This window comes from Iodobacter fluviatilis, assembly GCF_004194535.1.
GTDB lineage: Bacteria > Pseudomonadota > Gammaproteobacteria > Burkholderiales > Chitinibacteraceae > Iodobacter > Iodobacter fluviatilis_A.
Genome location: NZ_CP025781.1, coordinates 1,354,615 through 1,374,104, shown reverse-complemented (window position 1 = coordinate 1,374,104; position 19,490 = coordinate 1,354,615). Strand labels below are relative to the sequence as shown.

Sequence of the window (19,490 nt, the reverse complement as noted above, 5' to 3'; positions counted from 1 at the left end):
GTAAGAATGCGATTACTTAATGGACAGCCACAAGACGTTATCAGTATGGCTGATCGGGCGTTTCAATTTGGTGATGGTGTGTTTCGCACCTTGCGCTGCGAAGGTGGGCAGATTGAGTTTTGGCAGCGGCATTACGCCCGCTTACAGCAAGATTGCGCCGCCTTAGGAATTAACTGCCCAGCTGAGGCAGTACTGCTCGAAGACTTACGAATAATTACGCCAGTTGACGCGGCAATTAAAATAATAATTACACGTGGCGAAACAATTCGTGGGTATGGAACTTCTGATTTTCTGACGCCAAATAGAATTACTCAGTGTGCGGCACTGCCCAACTACCCTAAAGATTTACATCAACAAGGGGCCAATGTGCGTGTATGCAGCACAAAAGCAAGTTGGCAACCTGCCTTGGCAGGGGTTAAGCATTTGAATCGCTTAGAAAATGTTTTAGCGCGACGCGAATGGCAAGACCCAAGTATTTTTGAAGGGCTGATGTTGGATCGAGATGGCTGGGTTATCGAAGGCGTGATGAGTAATGTGTTGGTTTTATGCGACACCCATTTATTTACCCCAAAACTGGATCAAAGTGGGGTAAATGGAGTGATGTGCGAGGTGGCTTTTGATGCTGCGTTGCAGCATGGATTCGCTGTCGAAAAACGAGCTTTAACACTGGATGATGTCAAAAAAGCAGATGCAGTTTGGTTAACAAATAGCCTAGTGGGATTATTGCCAGTGGCCAATATATGCGATCGGAATTTTATGCCGCACCCCGCGCAGGCTCTACTATCGAAGGCGGTGAACCACTTGCGCCAGCTAGAAAAATTTACGATTGTTGAATCACCGGATATGCCGAAGGGGTAATTTTTACTGGGGTGGACGAGACGCTTGGCCTTATGCTGGCGCTCCTTGTAGGATCAGAACGCAAAAACGGCAAGCCCGAAAGCTTGCCGTTTTCACTGATTCTGGAGGAGAGAGGGGGATTCGAACCCCCGATACTCTCGCGAGTACGCCTGATTTCGAGTCAGGTACATTCAACCACTCTGCCACCTCTCCAAAGAGGAGACGAATTCTAGCGCAAATTTTACCCAAGGCAAAGCAATGTTTGTGCTTTGGGGAGGAATTAGTGCAGAATGCGGCCGGTATCAACAAACGGGATGCGCATGAAACATTTGCTCATGGCTCTAGCAACAGTTGTCCTAACGGGTTGTGGCGATATGCCGCAGCAATCTTCCAACCAGGTTCTTCCTTGGGCAGAATCACAAGAACTCGTCGTGCTGGTACAAAACGGTCCGACCACACTCTATGTCGATGCTGAAGGCAATTACGCAGGCTTGGAGTACGACCTCGTTACTCGCTTTGCAGCAGCAAATGGGCTGAAGGTGCGTTTTATTGTGACCAACAGCTATGCCGAATTGTTATCTAGGCTAAAGCAGCATGAAGCGCACTTTGCAGTGGGCGTGCAAAAAGATTTTGAAGGAGCAGGCTTGGCATTTGGGCCTGCTTACCAAAGCATTGAACCTGTCTTGGTTTACCCAAGCAGCCGCTCTGCCAGCAGTGTTTTATCCGAGCTGACAGCGGGTGAGGCTTTGATTAGCACCTTGCCACAGTATGTGATGGCGCTGAATAAGCTAAAAGTAAGCAAGCCCAATCTCAGCTGGCAGATCGTCGAAGATGGCGATAGCGAAGATCTGATTGAGCGCGTGGCTAATGGTCAGCTTAGCTACGCTATGGTTGATTCACACGCCGCAGATGTTGCGCAAAATTACTTTCCTAAGGTGGCAATTAGCCGCGAAATGGGCTCTGCTCAACAACTGGCTTGGGCCGTACCTGAGAGCGATAGCGAGCTATATGGTTTGTTCCAAGGCTTTTTTAGCAAAATAGCTAAAAATGGCGAGATGCACAGCCTACTTGATCGATATTACGGCCATGTGAATCGCCTTGCACCCGTTGATGCCATGGCGTTTTTGGATAAGCGTAAAGCCACTTTGCCACGTTATAAAAAGTGGTTTAAAGAGGCGGAAACAAAAACTGGTTTGGATTGGCGCTTAGTGGCCGCGCTGTCTTATCAAGAATCAATGTGGGACCCTGAGGCGGTGTCGATGTCGGGCGTGCGTGGCATGATGATGCTCACAAACGACACGGCAGAGCGCTTAGGGGTGAATCGCCTAGATCCCTACCAAAGTATTCAAGGTGGGGCGCGTTATATCCAGACGATGAAAGACAGCTTGGCGGAAAACATTACTGAGCCGGATCGTACTTGGCTGGCCCTTGCCGCATACAACGTAGGGCTTGGCCACTTGCTCGACGCGCGCGCTTTGGCGGTGAAGCTAGGCAAGAACCCAGATAGCTGGGTAGACGTGAAAACCACGCTGCCGCTGCTGCGTAATCCGCAGTACTTTAAATCGGCAAAATATGGCTATGCCCGTGGTGGCGAGCCCGTGATTTTTGTTGAACGTCTACGTACGTATTACGACATCCTCGTGCGTTTTGAAAGCCCTGTACAAAGCACTATGCCGATGCTTAGCGAAAATATCGTGGTGCAAAACCCAGATAACTTGCAGTTAAATATCAATAATCGTGTGTTGGCTGCTCAGCAGGTTCGCACTGCTGCTTTATAAGGCTGCTAGCAGCCTGTCGGACTTAGCATCAGTCAGCTGCAAAATCACCTGATCGGCCTATATTTCACCAGATTTTTGACCAATAACTCGTTATTGGCGCTGCAAATCCGGCAAAATCTGGTCTTGACCATGCGATTTTTCGCTTCGACCGTCTAAGTCCGACAGGCTGCTAGGCTCTTTTTATGTCCATGCGTTTAGTCGCTGTGCGCTCGTGTAAGTAAGTTGAGGTTTTTGCCTAGTCTAAAATAAAAAGGGAGCCAAGTGGCTCCCTTTTTAATTTCTTACAAATTAAACCTTACTTTAAGCGCTCATAGCCTGGCAAGGTCAGAAACTCAACAAAATCCTCGCTGGTGGTCAGCTCGTCAAACATCTGCGCGGCTTCATCGAGCGTGCTGGCAAAGCGGCCGGTGGTGTGGATTTTGGCGACTTCTTCGGGTAGCCACTGGCGAAATAGCGCTGTGCTTACCTTGCGGCCATCGTCCAGTACACCTTTGGGCGACCTGATCCATTGCCAGATTTGTGAGCGGCTGATTTCTGCGGTGGCGGCATCTTCCATCAGATTATGAATGGGTACGCAGCCAAGACCAGAAATCCATGCCGCCAGATATTGCACACCTACGCTAATATTGCCACGCAGGCCAGCTTCGGTAATCGGTGCGCTTGGCTGAAAATCCAGTAAATCGCTGCCTGCAACGTGTACATCAGGGCGTTGCTTACTGATTTGATTAGGCTTACTGCCTAGCACCGCATCCCAAGCCGCTTGAGCGATCGCAACCAGCCCAGGGTGAGCAACCCAGCCACCATCGTAACCATCGTTGGCATCACGCTCTTTATCAGCGCGTACCTGCTGCATGGCTTTTTCGTTGGCGGCTTCGTCGTTTTTGATTGGGATGACCGCGCTCATGCCGCCCATCGCTGGCGCATTGCGATGGTGGCAGGTTTTGATCAGCAGCAAGGAATAAGCACGCATAAAGGGTACGGTCATGGTAATCAGGCTGCGATTGGCGAGGCAGAAATCCGTATTGACGCGGAATTTCTTAATGCAGCTAAAGATGTAATCCCAGCGACCGGCATTTAGGCCTGCCGAGTGCTCACGCAGCTCGTAGAGGATTTCGTCCATTTCAAAAGCGGCCAAAATGGTTTCGATCAGTACTGTGCCCTTGATGCAGCCGTGTGGTGCGGCTAACTCTGCTTCGGCCCAAGTAAAGACATCGTTCCAGAGCCGTGCTTCTAAATGCGATTCCATTTTTGGTAGATAGAAATAACACGATGTGCCTTGGCTAAGGCGGTATTTCAGGTTGTGAAATACGGCAAGGCCAAAATCAAATAATGAGCCCGCCATGATTTCGCCGTCAACTTCAAGGTGTTTTTCCATTAAATGCCAGCCGCGTGGGCGCAGAATCAGCGTGGCGATTTCAGGGTTTAATTTGTATTCTTTACCTTCGGGCGAACGGTAGGACAGCTCTTTACGATAGGCGTCTTTTACATTGATCTGGCCTTCAACTTGGTTTTCCCAAGTGGGCGTATTGGAATCCTCAAAATCGGCCATAAACGATTTAGCGCCGGAATTAAGCGCATTAATCATCATCTTGCGCTCAACGGGGCCGGTGATTTCGGTGCGACGATCGAGTAAATCGGCGGGCAGGGGCGCAATACTCCAGTTGCCATCACGGATATGCTGGGTATCAGCTAGGAAATCGGGCACTTCACCGGCATCTAGCCGTGCTTGGCGTTCGGTACGGGCGACCATTAGCTCACGGCGGCGCGGCTCAAAACTGCGGTGCAGCTCAGCTAAAAAAGCCAGTGCATCGGGGGTAAGAATAGGGGCAAAAGCAGGGCTGATATGGCCGAGAACTCGAATACCTGCAAGCGTGATTGTCATATTGTTCCCTCATTTATCGTCGGGTGGGTTAGGCCGCTCTTTGAGGTCATCTTCGCGCTGATATATTTCGGCCGCGTACCCATCATGGCGCTACGGCGGGTACGCGGCCAAGATACGACAGCGCTTATATCTAGTACATTTTACTGGCCTAACCCACCCTAAGGATTACAGATCTTTTGTAAGTTTTAGTGGAACTGTTCTTCTTCGGTCGAGCCTTTCAGCGCGGTGGTAGAAGACTGGCCTTGCTGGATCACTTGTGTGACCGCATCAAAGTAGCCTGTGCCCACTTCGCGTTGGTGTTTTACTGCGGTAAAGCCACGGTCGGCGGCGGCGAATTCTGCTTCTTGCAGCTCAACAAAGGCACTCATACCACGGCGGGCGTAGCCGTGGGCCAGATTAAACATGCCGTAGTTCAGTGCGTGGAAGCCTGCCAAAGTGATGAACTGGAATTTGTAACCCATCTTGCCAAGCTCAGCTTGGAACGTGGCGATGGTGGCGTCATCCAGATTTTTCTTCCAGTTAAACGATGGCGAGCAGTTATAAGCCAGTAATTTTCCAGGGAACTGAGCGTGAATTGCGGTCGCAAATTTGCGTGCGTATTCCAGATCCGGCTTGCCGGTTTCACACCATACCAAATCAGCATAAGGCGCATAGGCAAGGCCACGGCTAATGGCTTGCTCTAGGCCCGGTGTGGTTTTGTAAAAGCCTTCTGGTGTGCGCTCGCCAGTGCAAAATGGCTGATCGTTAGCGTCTACATCAGAAGTGAGTAAATCAGCCGCTTCGGCATCGGTGCGCGCCACAATTAGCGTTGGCACGCCCATGATGTCGGCAGCAAAACGTGCGGCAACCAGTTTTTCTACCGCTTCACGCGTTGGCACTAATACTTTGCCGCCCATATGGCCGCATTTTTTAACCGAAGCCAGTTGGTCTTCAAAGTGAACACCGGCAGCACCCGCTTCGATCATGGATTTCATTAACTCGTGCGCATTCAGCACACCACCAAAGCCCGCTTCAGCGTCAGCGACGATTGGGGCGTAAAAATCGATACTGTCGTCGCCTTCGGCGTGGTTGATTTGGTCGGCACGGGTCAGTGCATTATTGATGCGGCGTACCACCAGTGGTACCGAGTTCGCTGGGTATAGCGATTGGTCTGGATACATTTCACCGGCGATGTTTGCATCAGCGGCAACTTGCCAGCCTGAAAGGTAGATGGCTTTCAAGCCAGCTTTAATTTGTTGCATGGCTTGATTGCCGGTCAAAGCGCCTAGAGCATGCACATAGGGTGTTTCGTTCACTAAGGACCACAGCTTTTCTGCGCCACGGCGGGCTAGTGTGTGCTCGACTTGCACATTGCCACGCAGGCGTTCAACGTCTGCAGCGGTATAAGGGCGGGTGATGCCTTTCCAGCGTGGATTGGTGTCCCAGTCTTGCTGGATGGCGGCGATCTTTTGTTCCTTTGTACTCATAACAATACTCCCTAATGGGTGATGGGCTGCATGTCTAAGTAAAGCATTTTATAGCCGTGTTGCAGAGTTATTTTGCAGTGCACCATTCGATTGTAGTTGTAAAATATTGACTACATATTGGGGCTTTCATGTACTTTTTTTTCCGTAAGAATTAAGTAAAGTAGTAGTCAATAAGTGCTTGAAATGACCAGCGAATATGCTTTGATTTTATCTACCTTAAAACGACTGTTTTAAAAGCATAAAGTTGCAAAATATGCGGAAAATGTAGTTTTTAATCTATTTTTATTTGTCAGCTACATGCTGTTAAACAGGTGTTTGAAGAAAAAACTGCGTAGGAAAAAATTGAATTTTTTGAGCGTGTTCGTGGCAGATTAGCTAAAAAATGTCTGAAAAAAGGGATAAAAAATGCTCAAGCCGCAGTGCTTTGTAGCGTATTGAGTTGATTTCCTAGGCTAAAACAGCAAGCTCTTGCAATCTATGCACTTGAAATGCCCCGTGATAACCCCATCTGCCTTTGCATGTTTGAAATAGTTTTGACTGGAGTTCCCTATGAGCAACGAAACCGAACAAGTACAGAATGAAGATGTGTTGGCCGCTACCGCTGATGCAGGCATTGAGGCCGCGAGCGAAGGCATTACTTTAGAAACACAGTTAGCCGCTGCAACTGCAGATATTGAGAAAGCCCGTCAAGACGTGCTGTATGCCAAGGCAGAGGCAGAAAATAATCGCCGCCGTGCACTTGAAGAAATCGACAAAGCCCGCAAATTTGCGGTAGAGAAATTTGCGATGGAATTGCTGGCGGTAAAAGATTCGCTAGAAATGGCGCTGAGCGATCAAACTGGTGATGTAGATGCCCTGAAAAATGGCGTGGAGCTTACTTTAAAGCAGCTCACTGCGGCGTTTGAGAAATCGCAAGTGATCGAAATTAACCCAATGGGCGACAAGCTAGACCCGCATAAGCACCAAGCGATTGCGATGGTGCCAAGCGATGCAGAGGCCAATACCGTGGTGCAAGTTATGCAAAAAGGCTATGAGTTAGCTGGCCGCGTAATTCGTCCTGCGATGGTTATGGTTTCCGCCGCTAAATAATCTATAGGGGCAAGCTAGACGCGTCTTATAGCGGGTAAATGTTTTGTTGAACATCGCATATCGTGCCCCTACTTGAAAATATTTCTGGCATCCCCATTTTGTAAACATGGTTGTTAATTTACCGCTGCCTAGAGTGGCGAAGATAAGGAATTTTAAAAATGGCAAAGATGATTGGTATTGACTTAGGCACAACAAACTCTTGCGTGGCCGTGTTTGAAAATGGCCAACCTAAAGTAATCGAAAACGCAGAAGGCACACGTACCACGCCGTCTATTATTGCTTACCAAGAAGATGGTGAGATCTTGGTTGGTGCGCCAGCTAAGCGTCAGGCTGTAACCAATCCAAAAAACACGTTGTACGCGGTAAAGCGTTTGATTGGCCGCAAGTTTGAAGACAAAGAAGTACAAAAAGACATCGACCTGATGCCTTTTGCCATTGTAAAAGCTGATAACGGCGACGCATGGATTTCGGTGCGCGACAAAAAAATGGCTCCGCCACAAATCTCCGCAGAAGTACTGCGCAAGATGAAGAAAACCGCTGAAGATTATCTTGGCGAAGAAGTCACCGAAGCAGTTGTAACCGTACCTGCTTACTTTAATGATGCACAACGCCAAGCTACTAAAGATGCTGGCCGTATTGCGGGGCTGGATGTAAAACGTATTATCAATGAGCCAACTGCCGCAGCGCTGGCTTTTGGTATGGATAAGAAAGAAAAAGGCGACAGCAAGATTGCTGTGTATGACTTAGGTGGCGGTACATTCGACGTATCCATCATCGAAATTGCCGATGTAGATGGCGATAAGCAATTTGAAGTATTGGCCACGAACGGCGACACATTCTTGGGCGGTGAAGATTTCGACCAACGCATCATTGATTACATCATTGATGAATTCAAGAAAGACTCAGGTATCAACCTGAAGCAAGACGTAATGGCGCTGCAACGCCTGAAAGAAGCGGCAGAAAAAGCCAAGATTGAGTTGTCTTCTACTACCACAACAGAAATCAACTTGCCGTACGTAACAATGGATGCGACAGGGCCTAAGCACTTAACGCTGAAAATCACCCGCGCTAAATACGAAAGCTTGGTTGAAGATTTAGTTGCCCGCACCATCGAGCCTTGCCGCATTGCTCTGCAAGACGCTGGCCTGAAAATTACTGATATCGATGACATCATCTTGGTTGGCGGTCAGACCCGCATGCCTATGGTGCAAGATAAAGTTAAAGAATTCTTCGGTAAAGAAGCGCGTCGCGATGTAAACCCAGACGAAGCGGTTGCCGTGGGCGCTGCATTGCAAGGCTCGGTATTGTCTGGCGATCGCACGGATGTATTGCTGCTGGATGTAACCCCGTTGTCCCTCGGTATTGAAACCATGGGCGGCGTCTTAACTAAGCTGATCAAGAAAAACACCACGATCCCTACCAAGGCATCGCAAGTGTTCTCTACCGCAGAAGACAACCAAACGGCCGTAACCATTCATGTATTGCAGGGTGAGCGCGAAAAAGCATCTGCAAACAAGAGCCTTGGCCAATTTAACTTGGGCGATATTCCGCCTGCAGCACGTGGTGTGCCACAAGTTGAAGTGACTTTTGATATCGACGCTAACGGTATCTTGCACGTAGGTGCTAAAGACAAGGCCAGCGGCAAAGAAGCGCGTATCACTATTCAAGCTTCTAGCGGTTTATCCGAAGCTGAAATCGAAGCGATGGTTCGCGATGCTGAAATGAATGCTGAAGAAGACAAAAAATTGTCTGAATTAGTAGCGGCTCGCAATCAAGCGGATGGCATGGTTCACTCCGTGAAAAAATCACTGGCTGAATTTGGCGAAAAGATTGGCGCAGACGAAAAAGCTAAGATTGAAGCCGCTATGGCCGAAGTGGAGCTAGTACTCAAAGACCACAGCGACGATAAAGAAAAGATCGAAGCGGCGACTGCAACGTTAACAGAAGCATCGCACAAATTAGCTGAGCAAATGTACGCACAGCAACCTGAAGGTGCCGCAGCAGCTGGCGCAGCAGGTGCGGATACGCATGCAGATGCTAAAAAAGAGGACGGCAATGTGGTTGATGCTGAATTCACCGAAGTAAAAGATAAATAAGCCCAGCTTATTTAAATGAAAACAGGCCCGCTTGATGCGGGCCTGTTTTTTTTAGCGCTAAGGCTCAGCTGTAGACGTTCAGCTTAGTTTAAAGCGGCTAATAGATTGCTTTAGGGAGGTGGCAAGTTTCACCAGATCATTGGATGAGTTGGCAACCTCTTCAACGGCGGCACGGTTTTCTTCCGCCATTTGGGCGATTCGCTCTACATTTTGTGCTAGATCGGTGCTCACGGAGCGTTGTTGTGCAAGCGCAGCAGAAATATCTTTGATCGACGTTTGTACTTTAAAAGAGCCCGTTTTAATTTGCTCCATCACTTGGTTGGTGCGCTCTGATGCCGTAGATACTTGGCTTACGCTTTGCTGGCTTGATTGCATACCGCTTACCGCAGCGCGTGTGCCTTGTTGAATGGTTTGAATCATGCCGGTGATTTCTTGCGCCGAGCTGGTGGTGCGCTCTGCTAATTTGCGCACTTCATCGGCCACCACGGCAAAGCCCCGGCCCTGCTCACCCGCTCTGGCCGCTTCAATGGCGGCGTTCAGGGCCAGCAGATTGGTTTGGTCGGCTACATCTTTAATCACGGTGGCGATATTGCCAATATGGGTAGAGCTTTGTTCCAAGCTGGCAATCTGCGTGCCGGTGCTATTAACGTTTTCTAAAACGGTATCGATGAGTGAATTAGATTTTTTAACCTCTTCGCTGCCAGAATTAGCCAGTAATCCAGCGTCGCTGGCTTGTAGATTGGCCTCGGTGGCGCTAGCCGATACGCTGTCTATGCTAACCGTTAGCTCTTCCACCCCCGCTGCTGAAGAAGATGCGGATTCGGATTGGGTTTGCGAGCTAATCGCCACTTGTTGCGATGCACTGGCCAGCAGATCAGCCATGCTAACCAGCTCAGAGCAGTTGTTATTTATGCTTTGAATGGTGGTTTTTAAATCACTCTGCATTTTTAATAGATCGGTTTGCATGGCTGCCAGCTCATCTTTGCCTTCTATATCAATGTGCTCGCTTAAATTGCCTTCACGGATTCTTTCTAAAGACAGGCGTACATGGCTGATAGGCGTGGTGATGCTTCTGGTTAACATCAGCCCAAGCACCACCGCTGACAACACGGCAATCACAGTCAGAATAGTCGATCTGGTTTTGGTCGTGGCCAGCTCTTGCGTGCTAAGGTCCATGTTGTGATCGGATATTTTTTTATTCATATCAACCAGTTCGCTTAATATATCGTCATAGGGCTGAAATGCGCCCGCTACCGAGTTGGACATCAGCTCTGCAGCCAGCTTAAAGTCATTGGCTTTACCGGCAGCCATTGCGGGTTTGGCTGCTTCTAAATAGGGGAGCCATAGGCGATCTACTTTTTTGAGTAGATCTGCTTCTGGTGGGGTGAGTGAGGTAGCTCTGTATTTATCTAGCAATTCTTTTAGCTTGCTTTCATTGGCTTTCATGCCTTCTTCAATCTTGGCCATTTTCTTGTCATCGGTTTCCAGTGCAATCGCATACACGGCACGGTGATGATAAATGGCCTGCATATTGGCGTTGGCTAAATCCAAAATCGGCACAAGCTGATTATTGTGCATATCTTCGGTCAGGTCTTGCATGGATGCCGCACTATGATAGCCAAGTATGCCTAGAATTAAGGTGATGATGGCACATGATAAGAAGCCAGCAAGCAATCTGCCGCCTATAGAGAATTGATTCAGGATGTTCATGACATACCTTTAAGATGCAGGTGTAAGAAGCGTGAATTATTCATAGCTAGATAATCGGCCGCATACAAGGGGAATCTGAGAAAGAAGAGTGAGGGGCTTGTAGATTGAATGCTTCGCCCCCATGTGCAAACAGTTGATGAATTCCGTGGGGCGCGGCCTCCTGTGCAGGATTAAAAAGATGGCTAAAAAAGATTTTTACGACACGCTAGGTGTGAACCGCGATGCGGGTGATGACGAGATTAAAAAAGCGTATCGCAAACTGGCAATGAAGTACCACCCAGACCGTAATCCTGATGCAAAGGATGCGGAGGAAAAATTTAAAGAGGGTAAAGAAGCCTACGAGGTTTTATCCGATGCACAAAAACGTGCTGCCTACGATCAGTACGGCCATGCCGGTCTTGATCAGCAATCAGGCATGGGCGGTGGTGGCGGTGGAGCAGGCTTTGGAGATGCGTTTTCTGATATCTTTGGCGATATTTTTGGCCAAGGCGGCGGTAATCGCGGTGGGCGCTCTAATGTATATCGTGGCGCAGACCTGCGTTACAACTTAGAAATTAGCCTTGAAGAAGCGGCGCGCGGTGTAGAGCGCCAGATTAAGATCCCTTCGCATGAAGAATGCGGCAGCTGCCATGGCAGTGGGGCGAAGGCAGGTACGCAGGCTAAAACTTGCCACACCTGTGGTGGTCATGGCCAAGTGCGTGTGTCTCAAGGCTTTTTTAGCCTGCAGCAGACTTGCCCAACGTGCCACGGTAGCGGCAAGTATATTCCTGATCCATGCCGCCCTTGCTCAGGCACGGGCCGTGTTAGCACGCACAAAACACTGGCAGTGAAAATCCCTGTGGGCGTGGATGAAGGCGATCGTATCCGCTTAAGTGGCGAAGGCGAAGCGGGCGTCAATGGTGGGCCATCTGGCGATCTTTACGTGGTGATTCATGTGAAGGCGCATTCGGTGTTTCAGCGTGATGGCAATGATCTGCATTGTGAAATGCCGATCAGCTTTACCATTGCGGCTTTGGGTGGGGAGATTGAAATCCCAACGCTGGATGGCAAAGCGCGGATTACTATTCCTGCAGAAACGCAAAGCGGCCAGCAGTTTCGCCTACGCAGCAAGGGGATCAAGGGCGTACGCAGCGCCATTACTGGCGATTTAATGTGCCATGTGATTTTGGAAACGCCGGTTAAACTAACTGCGCGTCAAAAAGAATTGCTAAAAGAGTTTGAAGAAATTAGCCAAGGCGATTCCGATAAGCATAATCCGCGGGCTAAATCGTTTATGGATAAAGTAAAAGATTTTTTCGCATCATAATTAGGTGGAATGGATAGATTACCCACTTACACTTAATAAAAAGGCCAGCGCTTGAAAATGCACTGGCCTTTTTGCTTTAAGCGCTTATTTGATTAAGCGAAGTACATAAGGCAGGCGGTAGGCTTCGCCTTTACTGGCCGTGATGGCGGCAATAATGCAAAACACCACATTGGCCAGCCCAAGTAAAAATATGCCTAAAAAGCCCACTAAAATAACGGTTAATACTGCACTAATGGCATAGCCTATCATCACCGTAATCGACCAATTAAGCGCCTCTTTTGCATGCTCTAATACAAAAGGATCGTCTTTTTTAAGTAAAAAAACGATGAGTGAAGGGATAAAACCAAAGAAAATTCCCCCTACCCAAGTTAGCGCCGCAATGGTATTAGAATCTGACTTGACGGGTGTGGTAACTGGAAATTGATTGTCATCCATATTGGATCTCGATCACGAGGCAGAAAAGTCATTCTAGCCTATGCCATGTTTACATGGTTTAAAAGCTAAGGCGGTACTGTTGTTATCAGATTATTTTGTTTTGATGGATTAACGTTTTGCGAGTAGAGGGCCAAAATTAACTAAGAGCACTCCAACAGCAATAAACACTGCACCTAAGATGCGCAGGCTGCCAATTTCGCGCATAGGCAGGCCTAAAATGCCGAAGCGATCAAAAAGTAAGGAGGCGATAATTTGCCCCGCCACAATTAAGGAAACCATCGCCGCCACGCCAATTCGAGGCGCAAGCAAGGTGGTGCCAAAGACAAACAATGCACCCATTAAGCCTCCGGTAAGCTGCCACCAAGAAACTTGGCCTAGTTGGCTTAATCCTGCCCACTTTTGCCCGCTTAAAATAGCGCATAGCGCCAACGTGAGTGTGCCTATAGAAAAAGACAAAAGCGCCGCCAGCAGCGTGCTGCCACCAATGATGCCTTTTAATTGATTGTTGACGGCCGATTGCAGCGGAACAATGAGGCCAATGATAAGGGCGAGTAGAAAGTAAGGGAGTTGCATGGGATTTGTGGGCAAGGAGTAAGGCAGGCGAGACTAGCATGTTTTTTTGGGGTGAGGCGGGGAGTCGATAGTCGATAGTGGGGAGTAGGGGCGTGGCGGGTTTGATTTTCCGACTCCCCACTCCCCTGCTCCCCACTCCCTAAGCTCTTTTAATTAAGCCTTGTGGTAAACCTCTGCGCCTTTTTTGATAAATTCAATCGATTTGGTTTGCATGCCGATCTGATTGGCGTCCGCTTCGGCAATCCCTTGCTTGGCTGCAAATTCACGCACGTCTTGGGTGATTTTCATTGAGCAGAAATGCGGGCCGCACATCGAGCAAAAGTGCGCCACTTTGCCGCTGTCTTTTGGCATGGTCTCATCGTGGTAAGCGCGTGCGCGATCCGGATCTAGGCCCAGATTAAACTGGTCTTCCCAGCGGAATTCAAAGCGCGCCTTGGATAGCGCGTTGTCGCGAATCTGCGCGCCGGGGTGGCCCTTGGCAAGATCCGCAGCGTGTGCTGCCAGCTTGTAAGTAATGATGCCTTCTTTCACATCATCTTTATTGGGCAGGCCCAAATGCTCTTTCGGCGTGACATAGCAAAGCATGGCGCAGCCGTACCAGCCAATTTGCGCCGCGCCAATGGCGGAGGTGATGTGATCGTAGCCGGGGGCGATATCGGTAGTCAGCGGCCCTAGGGTGTAGAAGGGCGCTTCATGGCACCAATCTAGTTCTAAATCCATGTTTTCTTTAATCAATTGCATCGGCACATGGCCAGGGCCTTCGATCATCACTTGTACATCGTGCTGCCAAGCGATTTGCGTCAGCTCACCCAGTGTTTTTAGCTCGCCTAGCTGCGCTTCATCGTTGGCATCCCAAATCGAGCCAGGACGCAGGCCATCGCCCAAACTGAAGGCCACGTCGTATTTTTTCATGATTTCGCAGATGTCTGCAAAATGGGTGTAAAGAAAGCTTTCTTGATGATGAGCCAAACACCATTTCGCCATAATCGAGCCACCACGGCTAACAATGCCAGTCATACGGCCTGCGGTCATTGGCACGTAGCGCAGTAAGACACCCGCGTGGATGGTGAAATAATCCACGCCTTGCTCGGCTTGCTCGATCAGCGTGTCTTTAAAAATTTCCCAAGTCAGATCTTCGGCCTTGCCATTTACTTTTTCGAGCGCTTGGTAGATAGGAACAGTGCCGATCGGCACGGGGCTATTACGTAGAATCCACTCACGCGTTTCGTGGATATTTTTGCCTGTGGATAGATCCATAATGGTGTCTGCACCCCAGCGAATACCCCAAGTCATTTTTTCTACTTCTTCACTAATGCTGGAGCTGACGGCAGAGTTGCCGATATTGCCGTTAATCTTGACCAAGAAATTACGGCCAATAATCATCGGCTCTGATTCTGGGTGGTTGATGTTATTGGGGATAATGGCGCGGCCACAGGCGATTTCGCTGCGTACAAATTCTGGGGTGATTTCATCCGGCATCACTGCGCCGTAGTTTTGCCCCTTATGCTGACGATTCATCATCGCCAGCATTTTTTCGCCGGTTGGGCTGCTGTCACGCAGGCTTTGCAAATAGGCCGCACGATTCATGTTTTCACGAATCGCCACGTATTCCATTTCTGGCGTGATGATGCCTTTACGGGCGTAATGCATTTGGCTGACGTTTGCGCCATCTTTGGCAACGCGGGGCTGACGTTTTAATTCAAAGCGTAATTCATCTAGCTTGGGATCGGCCTCGCGCATGCGGCCATATTCGCTGGTGAGCTGGCTAAGTCGCTCAGTATCATTGCGTTCGCTAATCCATGTGCTACGAATGGCTTCAAGCCCTTTGCGCACGTCTACCTTTGTATCTGGATCAGAGTAAGGGCCGGAGCAATCATAAACAAAGATAGGTGGGTTTTTTTCTGTTGCGCCGCTGATACTCATTTGTAGCGGGGTGTCGGCCTGGCTGATTTCACGCATAGGCACACGGATGTCGCTGCGTGAGCCGGTGACGTAAATTTTGCGTGAATTGGGGAGTGGCTGGATGGCTGCGTCGTCGACGACGGCGGTTGAGGCTAAAAACTGTGCTTTTGCGTTCATGCTCTACTCCACAAAGGCGCGGGTTGAGCGGAATGAGGGCAACCGCTCGCTTCCCTACGCCGGTATTAACCGAATCAGGTTCAGAGGGTATTTCTCATCCGCGCCTAAATCTGGCACAGAACCCCTAGCGATAAAGCAGAGAAGGTATATAAAAAACCAGCAAACAGCAAATTTAAGATAGGGCGCTGCTGATTTGTATCAAGGTTAGTGGGGAGTGGGGAGTGTGAGTGTGAGTGTGAGTGGGAGTGGGAGTGGGAGTGGGGGGGGTGGGGAAGTCGTCATCCTCGAGCGTTTTTATCGGGGATCCAGTCATCCCGCTGGATTTCCGCCAAAGGCATGCGGGAATGACGCTGTTATTTACTTATCTTTGTTCTTATCCGCTCGTGATCTTAGGCTCTATAACCACACTGGGCTTGGTCTGTGGGATAATTGCAAAAATTTTCAAACGCTGGGTTTGATCCCAGCTCGCTTTGAGGTGATAAAAATGGATTGGGAAAACGCACGTTATTTATTAGTAGAGCAGCAAATTCGCCCTTGGGATGTGCTGGATCAAAAGGTGCTCAACCGTGTATTGGCGGTGAAGCGCGAAGACTTTGTGCCGCTCGACAAAAAAGAGCTGGCCTTTGTAGATATCGAGCTGCCGCTGGCAAATGGCGCACAAATGCTGGCCCCTAAGATGGAAGCCAAGCTGCTGCAAGATATCGATCCGCAAGTAAGCGATAAGGTGTTGGTGGTGGGCGCAGGCACGGGTTATTTGATGGCGCTGGCAGCGGGCTTAGTGGCGCATGTGTATGGCGTAGAAATTGATGCGGCGCTAGTAGAAACCGCCCGCGCCAATTTGGCGGCGGCGGGGATTAAAAATGCCACTGTAAGCCAAGGCGATGCTCTGGCAGCGGCACAAAAGCAAGGCCCATTTAATGCAATTATTGTCACGGGGTCTTTAGCCGAGGTTCCTGCTAGCCTAAAAGATCAGCTGGCGGTGGGCGGGCGTTTGATTGCTGTTGTGGGTGAATTACCAATTATGTCGGCAACGCTGTTTACCTGTGTGGATCAGGGTAGTTTTGCTGAAAATAAATTATTTGAATACAATTTGCCACGCTTAAAAAATGCTGTAGAAAAAACAACATTTGCATTTTAATAAATTGAAAATAGTGCGGTCTAATTGGCCGCGTTATTTATATCAGGGGCTTATATGCAACAGATTAACCCGCTTGAGTTATCTCAATGGCTAAGCGATACCTCGCGGCCAAACCCATTGTTATTGGATGTGCGTGAAGCCACTGAGTATGAGATTTGTCATATTGATGGCAGCCAATTAGTTTCAATGAATACTATTCCTAGCCGCTTTAACGAGCTGGATGATGAAGCGACGATTGTAGTGATTTGTCATCATGGAATGCGTAGTTATCAAGTTGCTTCTTTTTTGGAACGCCAAGGTTTTGCTAATGTCATTAATTTGAATGGAGGGATTGCGCGTTGGGCTGAAGAGGTGGATTTGACCATGGCAAGATATTAATAAGGTTTACTTGAAATGAAAATGAAGTCGCAAAAGCAATTTATATATGCCATATGAATTGTTTTTAAGTCTCAATGGCTTCCATAGAGTACGTTGAGTTGTTATAGTCTCCCCGCTTGTTTGTCCGCACCCCTTGCCTTTCATAAGACATTACTAACCATGAATTTATCCAGAAGCTCCGCTGTTATTTCACTTTCGCTGCTTTTAGCGGGTCCTGCGTGGTCTGCGACGTGTTTATCAGGCTCTGGCGATTGCCAAACAATGCCGGATGATCCGTCTGCATTAATGAATCAAAGTGCGTTGCCAAGCCAAGGTGCTACCTTGGGCTATCCACAGCAGGGTGTGCCGCAGAATCAGCAGAATCAGCAGGGGCAGCAAAATCAGCAAAACCCGCAGAGCAGAAATTTTACCCCGCAAATGCCAATGGCACCGGTGAGCTGTGATGATGTGAGCGGCAAGTTCACTTTGGATAAAAATAGTAAATACAAGGCACCATCGCTGCCGTTGAATGATTTCCAGAAATACCTCTGTAGCAGTGCCAATCTGCCGCTACCGATTTTTGGCCAGCAAATCTTTCAGATGCAGCAAGCTAGCTATTCGCCTTTTGAAGCCGCACCAGTTTCAGCAGATTACTTGATTGGTGTAGGTGATAATTTTTCAGTTCGCCTTTGGGGGCAGCTCGATGCTGATTTACAGCTTAAAGTAGATCGCTCTGGCGCGGTGTTTATTCCGCGTGTTGGCAATGTCAGCGTGGTTGGCATTCCGTTTGGCGCGCTTAAGCAGCATTTAAGCCGCGAAGTGGGCAAGGTTTATCGTAATTTTGATCTGGCCGTTACGATGGGCCAGCTTAAAAGTGTGCAAGTTTTTGTGGTGGGTTTTGCACAAAACCCGGGCAGCTATAGCCTTGGATCGCTGTCTACGGTGGTGAATGCGCTGTTTGCTGCGGGCGGGCCATCCGCCAATGGATCTTTACGTAAGATTCAGGTGAAGCGCGCTGGCAAAGTGGTGAATGAGTTCGATTTATATGATTTGCTGCTGAAAGGCGATAAGAGCCACGATTTGATGTTGCAAGGTGGCGATGTGGTGTATGTGCCGCCCGTGGGCGGACAGGCCGCGATTTCCGGTAGCGTAAAAGTACCGGCCATTTATGAAGTGAAGGCAGGCGAGAATCTACAAGATTTGATCTCTTGGGCCGGTGGTGCAGGTAATTTTGCGCTAGATGGCAAGGTCTCGATCGAGCGTGTGGTTGCGCAAAAATCACGCAAAGTAGAATCCGTTGAGTTAGCTAAAGCTGCTGGTTTTGTCGTGCGCGGTGGCGATGTGGTGCAGCTCTATGCGCTCAGCCAAAAAATTGACGATATGGTTTCTCTGCGTGGCAATGTGGCGCAGTCGGTGCGTATGCCGTGGTTTGAGGGTATGAAGGTGAGCGATTTAATCACCAGCAAAGACATGCTGATCGCGCCGCGCTTCTGGGAAAATAAATATCAGGATAAAACCGCCAGCAGCAAAGATATTCAGGAAGAAGAAGACCAGCAAGAGCTTCAAAAACAGCAGCAAAGCATGCAAATGCTGAATCCTCAGAATACTTTTAACCAGCAACAAACACTGCCCAAGCGTAAAGTAGACCGCACACTTTTAGGCGCTTTACGCGGCAACCAACAGGAAATTAACTGGAATTACGCTGCGATCGAGCGCACGAATGAGCTGGATAGCACAACAACACTGGTGCCGTTTAATCTGGGGGCGGTGGTATTAAAACGTGATGCGTCACAGGATAAGCTGCTGGCGAAGGGGGATGTGATTCATGTTTTTTCTAAGACCGATATCCGCGTCTCTACCCAGCAAAAAAACCGCTTTGTGCATATCGAAGGTGAAGTCGGTACGCCAGGTATTTATCAGGTGAGCGAAGGCGAAACGCTGGCGACCTTGATCGATCGCATCGGTGGCTTAACGTCCAGTGCTTATCTTTATGGTGCAGAGTTCTCGCGTGATGAAGTGCGTAAGAAGCAACAGGATGAGCTCGAGCGCTTGGCCGATTATGTGGAGCGTAATGCGCAAACATCGGCAGGGCAGCAGGCGCAAAATGCTTTGAATGAAGGTGGCGTAAAAGCAGCAACGATTCAGGCTGATCAGCAAAAACTCCTCGCGCAGAAAATCCGTACCACTAAGGCCGATGGTCGCGTGGTGCTGGGCTTAAACCCAGAAAGCGGCAAGGTTGCAGATATTCCTGAAGTAGCGTTGGAAGATGGTGATCGGGTCTTTATCCCTTCGAGATCGAGCACTGTGGCGGTGATGGGTTCGGTATTTAGCCGCAATAATGCCTTTATCTTTAGCAAAAACCGCAGTGTGGGAGATTACCTTGCGCTGGCAGGCGGACCGACCGAAAGTGCGGATAGCGACAGCATTTTTGTGGTGCGTGCAGATGGCTCGGTGGTGAGTGCCAAGCAGTTTGGCTTACTTTCGCGCTCATTCAAAAGCGTAGAGTCCCTGCCGGGTGATGTAATTGTGGTGCCAGAGAAGTTTGACCGTACTGGTTTTGTGAAGAATGCGCTGGATTGGACGCAAATCTTGGCTAACTTTGGTACTGGCTTGGCGGGGATTAAAGTATTAGGTGATTTATAGACGGCTAGGACGGAGGGAATCCCCCTTTTATCTACTTAGCCATTTGTCGTGCTACGGCACAATGACAAAGATTGAATCATTGTAGGGCGGGTGAACCCAGC

General features: G+C 49.1%; 14 protein-coding genes, 1 tRNA gene and 1 riboswitch. Of the genes, 8 read left to right on the top strand and 7 right to left on the bottom strand.

What is annotated here, in order from left to right; translation table 11 throughout:
• Window positions 1-6 precede the first annotated feature (6 nt).
• Entirely contained in the window at window positions 7-858 is an 852-nt protein-coding gene (pabC, locus tag C1H71_RS05960) for an aminodeoxychorismate lyase (RefSeq protein ID WP_130105756.1), read from the top strand.
• 102 nt (window positions 859-960) lie between these two features.
• Here the strand turns inward: pabC and C1H71_RS05955 are convergent.
• Window positions 961-1,050: transfer RNA gene (locus C1H71_RS05955), tRNA-Ser, on the bottom strand.
• 107 nt (window positions 1,051-1,157) lie between these two features.
• Between C1H71_RS05955 and mltF the strand changes: the two genes are divergently transcribed.
• Window positions 1,158-2,615 (top strand): membrane-bound lytic murein transglycosylase MltF, encoded by a 1,458-nt coding sequence (mltF, locus tag C1H71_RS05950; protein ID WP_188053613.1) that lies wholly within the window; start codon window positions 1,158-1,160, stop codon window positions 2,613-2,615.
• A 295-nt stretch (window positions 2,616-2,910) separates the two neighbouring features.
• On the opposite strand, the gene aceB is transcribed toward mltF, so the two are convergent.
• Together aceB and aceA are read right to left on the bottom strand one after the other, a co-directional pair.
• On the bottom strand, window positions 2,911-4,497 hold the full coding sequence (gene aceB, locus C1H71_RS05945; protein ID WP_130105754.1) for a malate synthase A: 1,587 nt from the start codon (window positions 4,495-4,497) through the stop codon (window positions 2,911-2,913).
• Between the two features lie 185 nt (window positions 4,498-4,682).
• Window positions 4,683-5,963 carry an isocitrate lyase gene (aceA, locus tag C1H71_RS05940; protein ID WP_130105753.1) on the bottom strand — a complete coding sequence of 427 codons (1,281 nt, stop codon included), beginning with the start codon at window positions 5,961-5,963 and terminating at the stop codon, window positions 4,683-4,685.
• 549 nt (window positions 5,964-6,512) lie between these two features.
• On the opposite strand from aceA, the gene grpE reads away from it, so the two are divergent.
• Together grpE and dnaK are read left to right on the top strand one after the other, a co-directional pair.
• Window positions 6,513-7,052: a nucleotide exchange factor GrpE gene (grpE, locus tag C1H71_RS05935; protein ID WP_130105752.1), complete on the top strand. Its 540-nt coding sequence runs from the start codon at window positions 6,513-6,515 to the stop codon at window positions 7,050-7,052.
• A 158-nt stretch (window positions 7,053-7,210) separates the two neighbouring features.
• Window positions 7,211-9,148, top strand: a complete 1,938-nt coding sequence (dnaK, locus tag C1H71_RS05930; RefSeq protein WP_130105751.1) for a molecular chaperone DnaK — start codon at window positions 7,211-7,213, stop codon at window positions 9,146-9,148.
• 78 nt (window positions 9,149-9,226) lie between these two features.
• Here the strand turns inward: dnaK and C1H71_RS05925 are convergent, their stop codons facing one another.
• The gene (locus tag C1H71_RS05925; RefSeq protein ID WP_130105750.1) at window positions 9,227-10,858 is read right to left on the bottom strand and encodes a methyl-accepting chemotaxis protein; all 1,632 of its coding nucleotides are present in this window, start codon (window positions 10,856-10,858) and stop codon (window positions 9,227-9,229) included.
• A 178-nt stretch (window positions 10,859-11,036) separates the two neighbouring features.
• On the opposite strand from C1H71_RS05925, the gene dnaJ reads away from it, so the two are divergent.
• Window positions 11,037-12,164 (top strand): molecular chaperone DnaJ, encoded by a 1,128-nt coding sequence (dnaJ, locus tag C1H71_RS05920; protein WP_130105749.1) that lies wholly within the window; start codon window positions 11,037-11,039, stop codon window positions 12,162-12,164.
• Window positions 12,165-12,248: 84 nt separating this feature from the next.
• Here dnaJ and C1H71_RS05915 read toward each other — a convergent pair whose 3' ends face one another.
• The 3 genes from C1H71_RS05915 to thiC all read right to left on the bottom strand — a co-directional run bounded on the left by C1H71_RS05915 (window position 12,249) and on the right by thiC (window position 15,251).
• Window positions 12,249-12,599: a DUF4870 domain-containing protein gene (locus C1H71_RS05915; protein ID WP_130105748.1), complete on the bottom strand. Its 351-nt coding sequence runs from the start codon at window positions 12,597-12,599 to the stop codon at window positions 12,249-12,251.
• 108 nt (window positions 12,600-12,707) lie between these two features.
• Window positions 12,708-13,172: a DMT family transporter gene (locus C1H71_RS05910; RefSeq protein WP_130105747.1), complete on the bottom strand. Its 465-nt coding sequence runs from the start codon at window positions 13,170-13,172 to the stop codon at window positions 12,708-12,710.
• 153 nt (window positions 13,173-13,325) lie between these two features.
• A complete protein-coding gene (thiC, locus tag C1H71_RS05905) occupies window positions 13,326-15,251 on the bottom strand; it encodes a phosphomethylpyrimidine synthase ThiC (protein WP_130105746.1) in 1,926 nt (641 codons plus the stop codon).
• Window positions 15,252-15,285: 34 nt separating this feature from the next.
• Window positions 15,286-15,387, bottom strand: a riboswitch (TPP riboswitch).
• A gap of 348 nt (window positions 15,388-15,735) precedes the next feature.
• Here thiC and C1H71_RS05900 point away from each other — a divergent pair.
• The 3 genes from C1H71_RS05900 (at window position 15,736) to C1H71_RS05890 (ending at window position 19,389) form a co-directional block, all read left to right on the top strand.
• A complete protein-coding gene (locus tag C1H71_RS05900) occupies window positions 15,736-16,389 on the top strand; it encodes a protein-L-isoaspartate O-methyltransferase family protein (RefSeq protein ID WP_130105745.1) in 654 nt (217 codons plus the stop codon).
• 54 nt (window positions 16,390-16,443) lie between these two features.
• A complete protein-coding gene (locus tag C1H71_RS05895) occupies window positions 16,444-16,767 on the top strand; it encodes a rhodanese-like domain-containing protein (protein WP_130105744.1) in 324 nt (107 codons plus the stop codon).
• 159 nt (window positions 16,768-16,926) lie between these two features.
• The gene (locus C1H71_RS05890) at window positions 16,927-19,389 is read left to right on the top strand and encodes an SLBB domain-containing protein (protein WP_130105743.1); all 2,463 of its coding nucleotides are present in this window, start codon (window positions 16,927-16,929) and stop codon (window positions 19,387-19,389) included.
• Window positions 19,390-19,490: the final 101 nt, after the last annotated feature.

Coding starts and splice junctions, on each gene's coding strand:
- dnaK (WP_130105751.1), top strand. CDS start 7,211: ATGGCAAAGATGATTGGTATTGACTTAGGCACAACAAACTCTTGCGTG.
- grpE (WP_130105752.1), top strand. CDS start 6,513: ATGAGCAACGAAACCGAACAAGTACAGAATGAAGATGTGTTGGCCGCT.
- C1H71_RS05925 (WP_130105750.1), bottom strand. CDS start 10,858: ATGAACATCCTGAATCAATTCTCTATAGGCGGCAGATTGCTTGCTGGC.
- C1H71_RS05915 (WP_130105748.1), bottom strand. CDS start 12,599: ATGGATGACAATCAATTTCCAGTTACCACACCCGTCAAGTCAGATTCT.
- pabC (WP_130105756.1), top strand. CDS start 7: ATGCGATTACTTAATGGACAGCCACAAGACGTTATCAGTATGGCTGAT.
- C1H71_RS05895 (WP_130105744.1), top strand. CDS start 16,444: ATGCAACAGATTAACCCGCTTGAGTTATCTCAATGGCTAAGCGATACC.
- mltF (WP_188053613.1), top strand. CDS start 1,158: ATGAAACATTTGCTCATGGCTCTAGCAACAGTTGTCCTAACGGGTTGT.
- C1H71_RS05890 (WP_130105743.1), top strand. CDS start 16,927: ATGAATTTATCCAGAAGCTCCGCTGTTATTTCACTTTCGCTGCTTTTA.
- aceA (WP_130105753.1), bottom strand. CDS start 5,963: ATGAGTACAAAGGAACAAAAGATCGCCGCCATCCAGCAAGACTGGGAC.
- thiC (WP_130105746.1), bottom strand. CDS start 15,251: ATGAACGCAAAAGCACAGTTTTTAGCCTCAACCGCCGTCGTCGACGAC.
- C1H71_RS05900 (WP_130105745.1), top strand. CDS start 15,736: ATGGATTGGGAAAACGCACGTTATTTATTAGTAGAGCAGCAAATTCGC.
- C1H71_RS05910 (WP_130105747.1), bottom strand. CDS start 13,172: ATGCAACTCCCTTACTTTCTACTCGCCCTTATCATTGGCCTCATTGTT.
- dnaJ (WP_130105749.1), top strand. CDS start 11,037: ATGGCTAAAAAAGATTTTTACGACACGCTAGGTGTGAACCGCGATGCG.
- aceB (WP_130105754.1), bottom strand. CDS start 4,497: ATGACAATCACGCTTGCAGGTATTCGAGTTCTCGGCCATATCAGCCCT.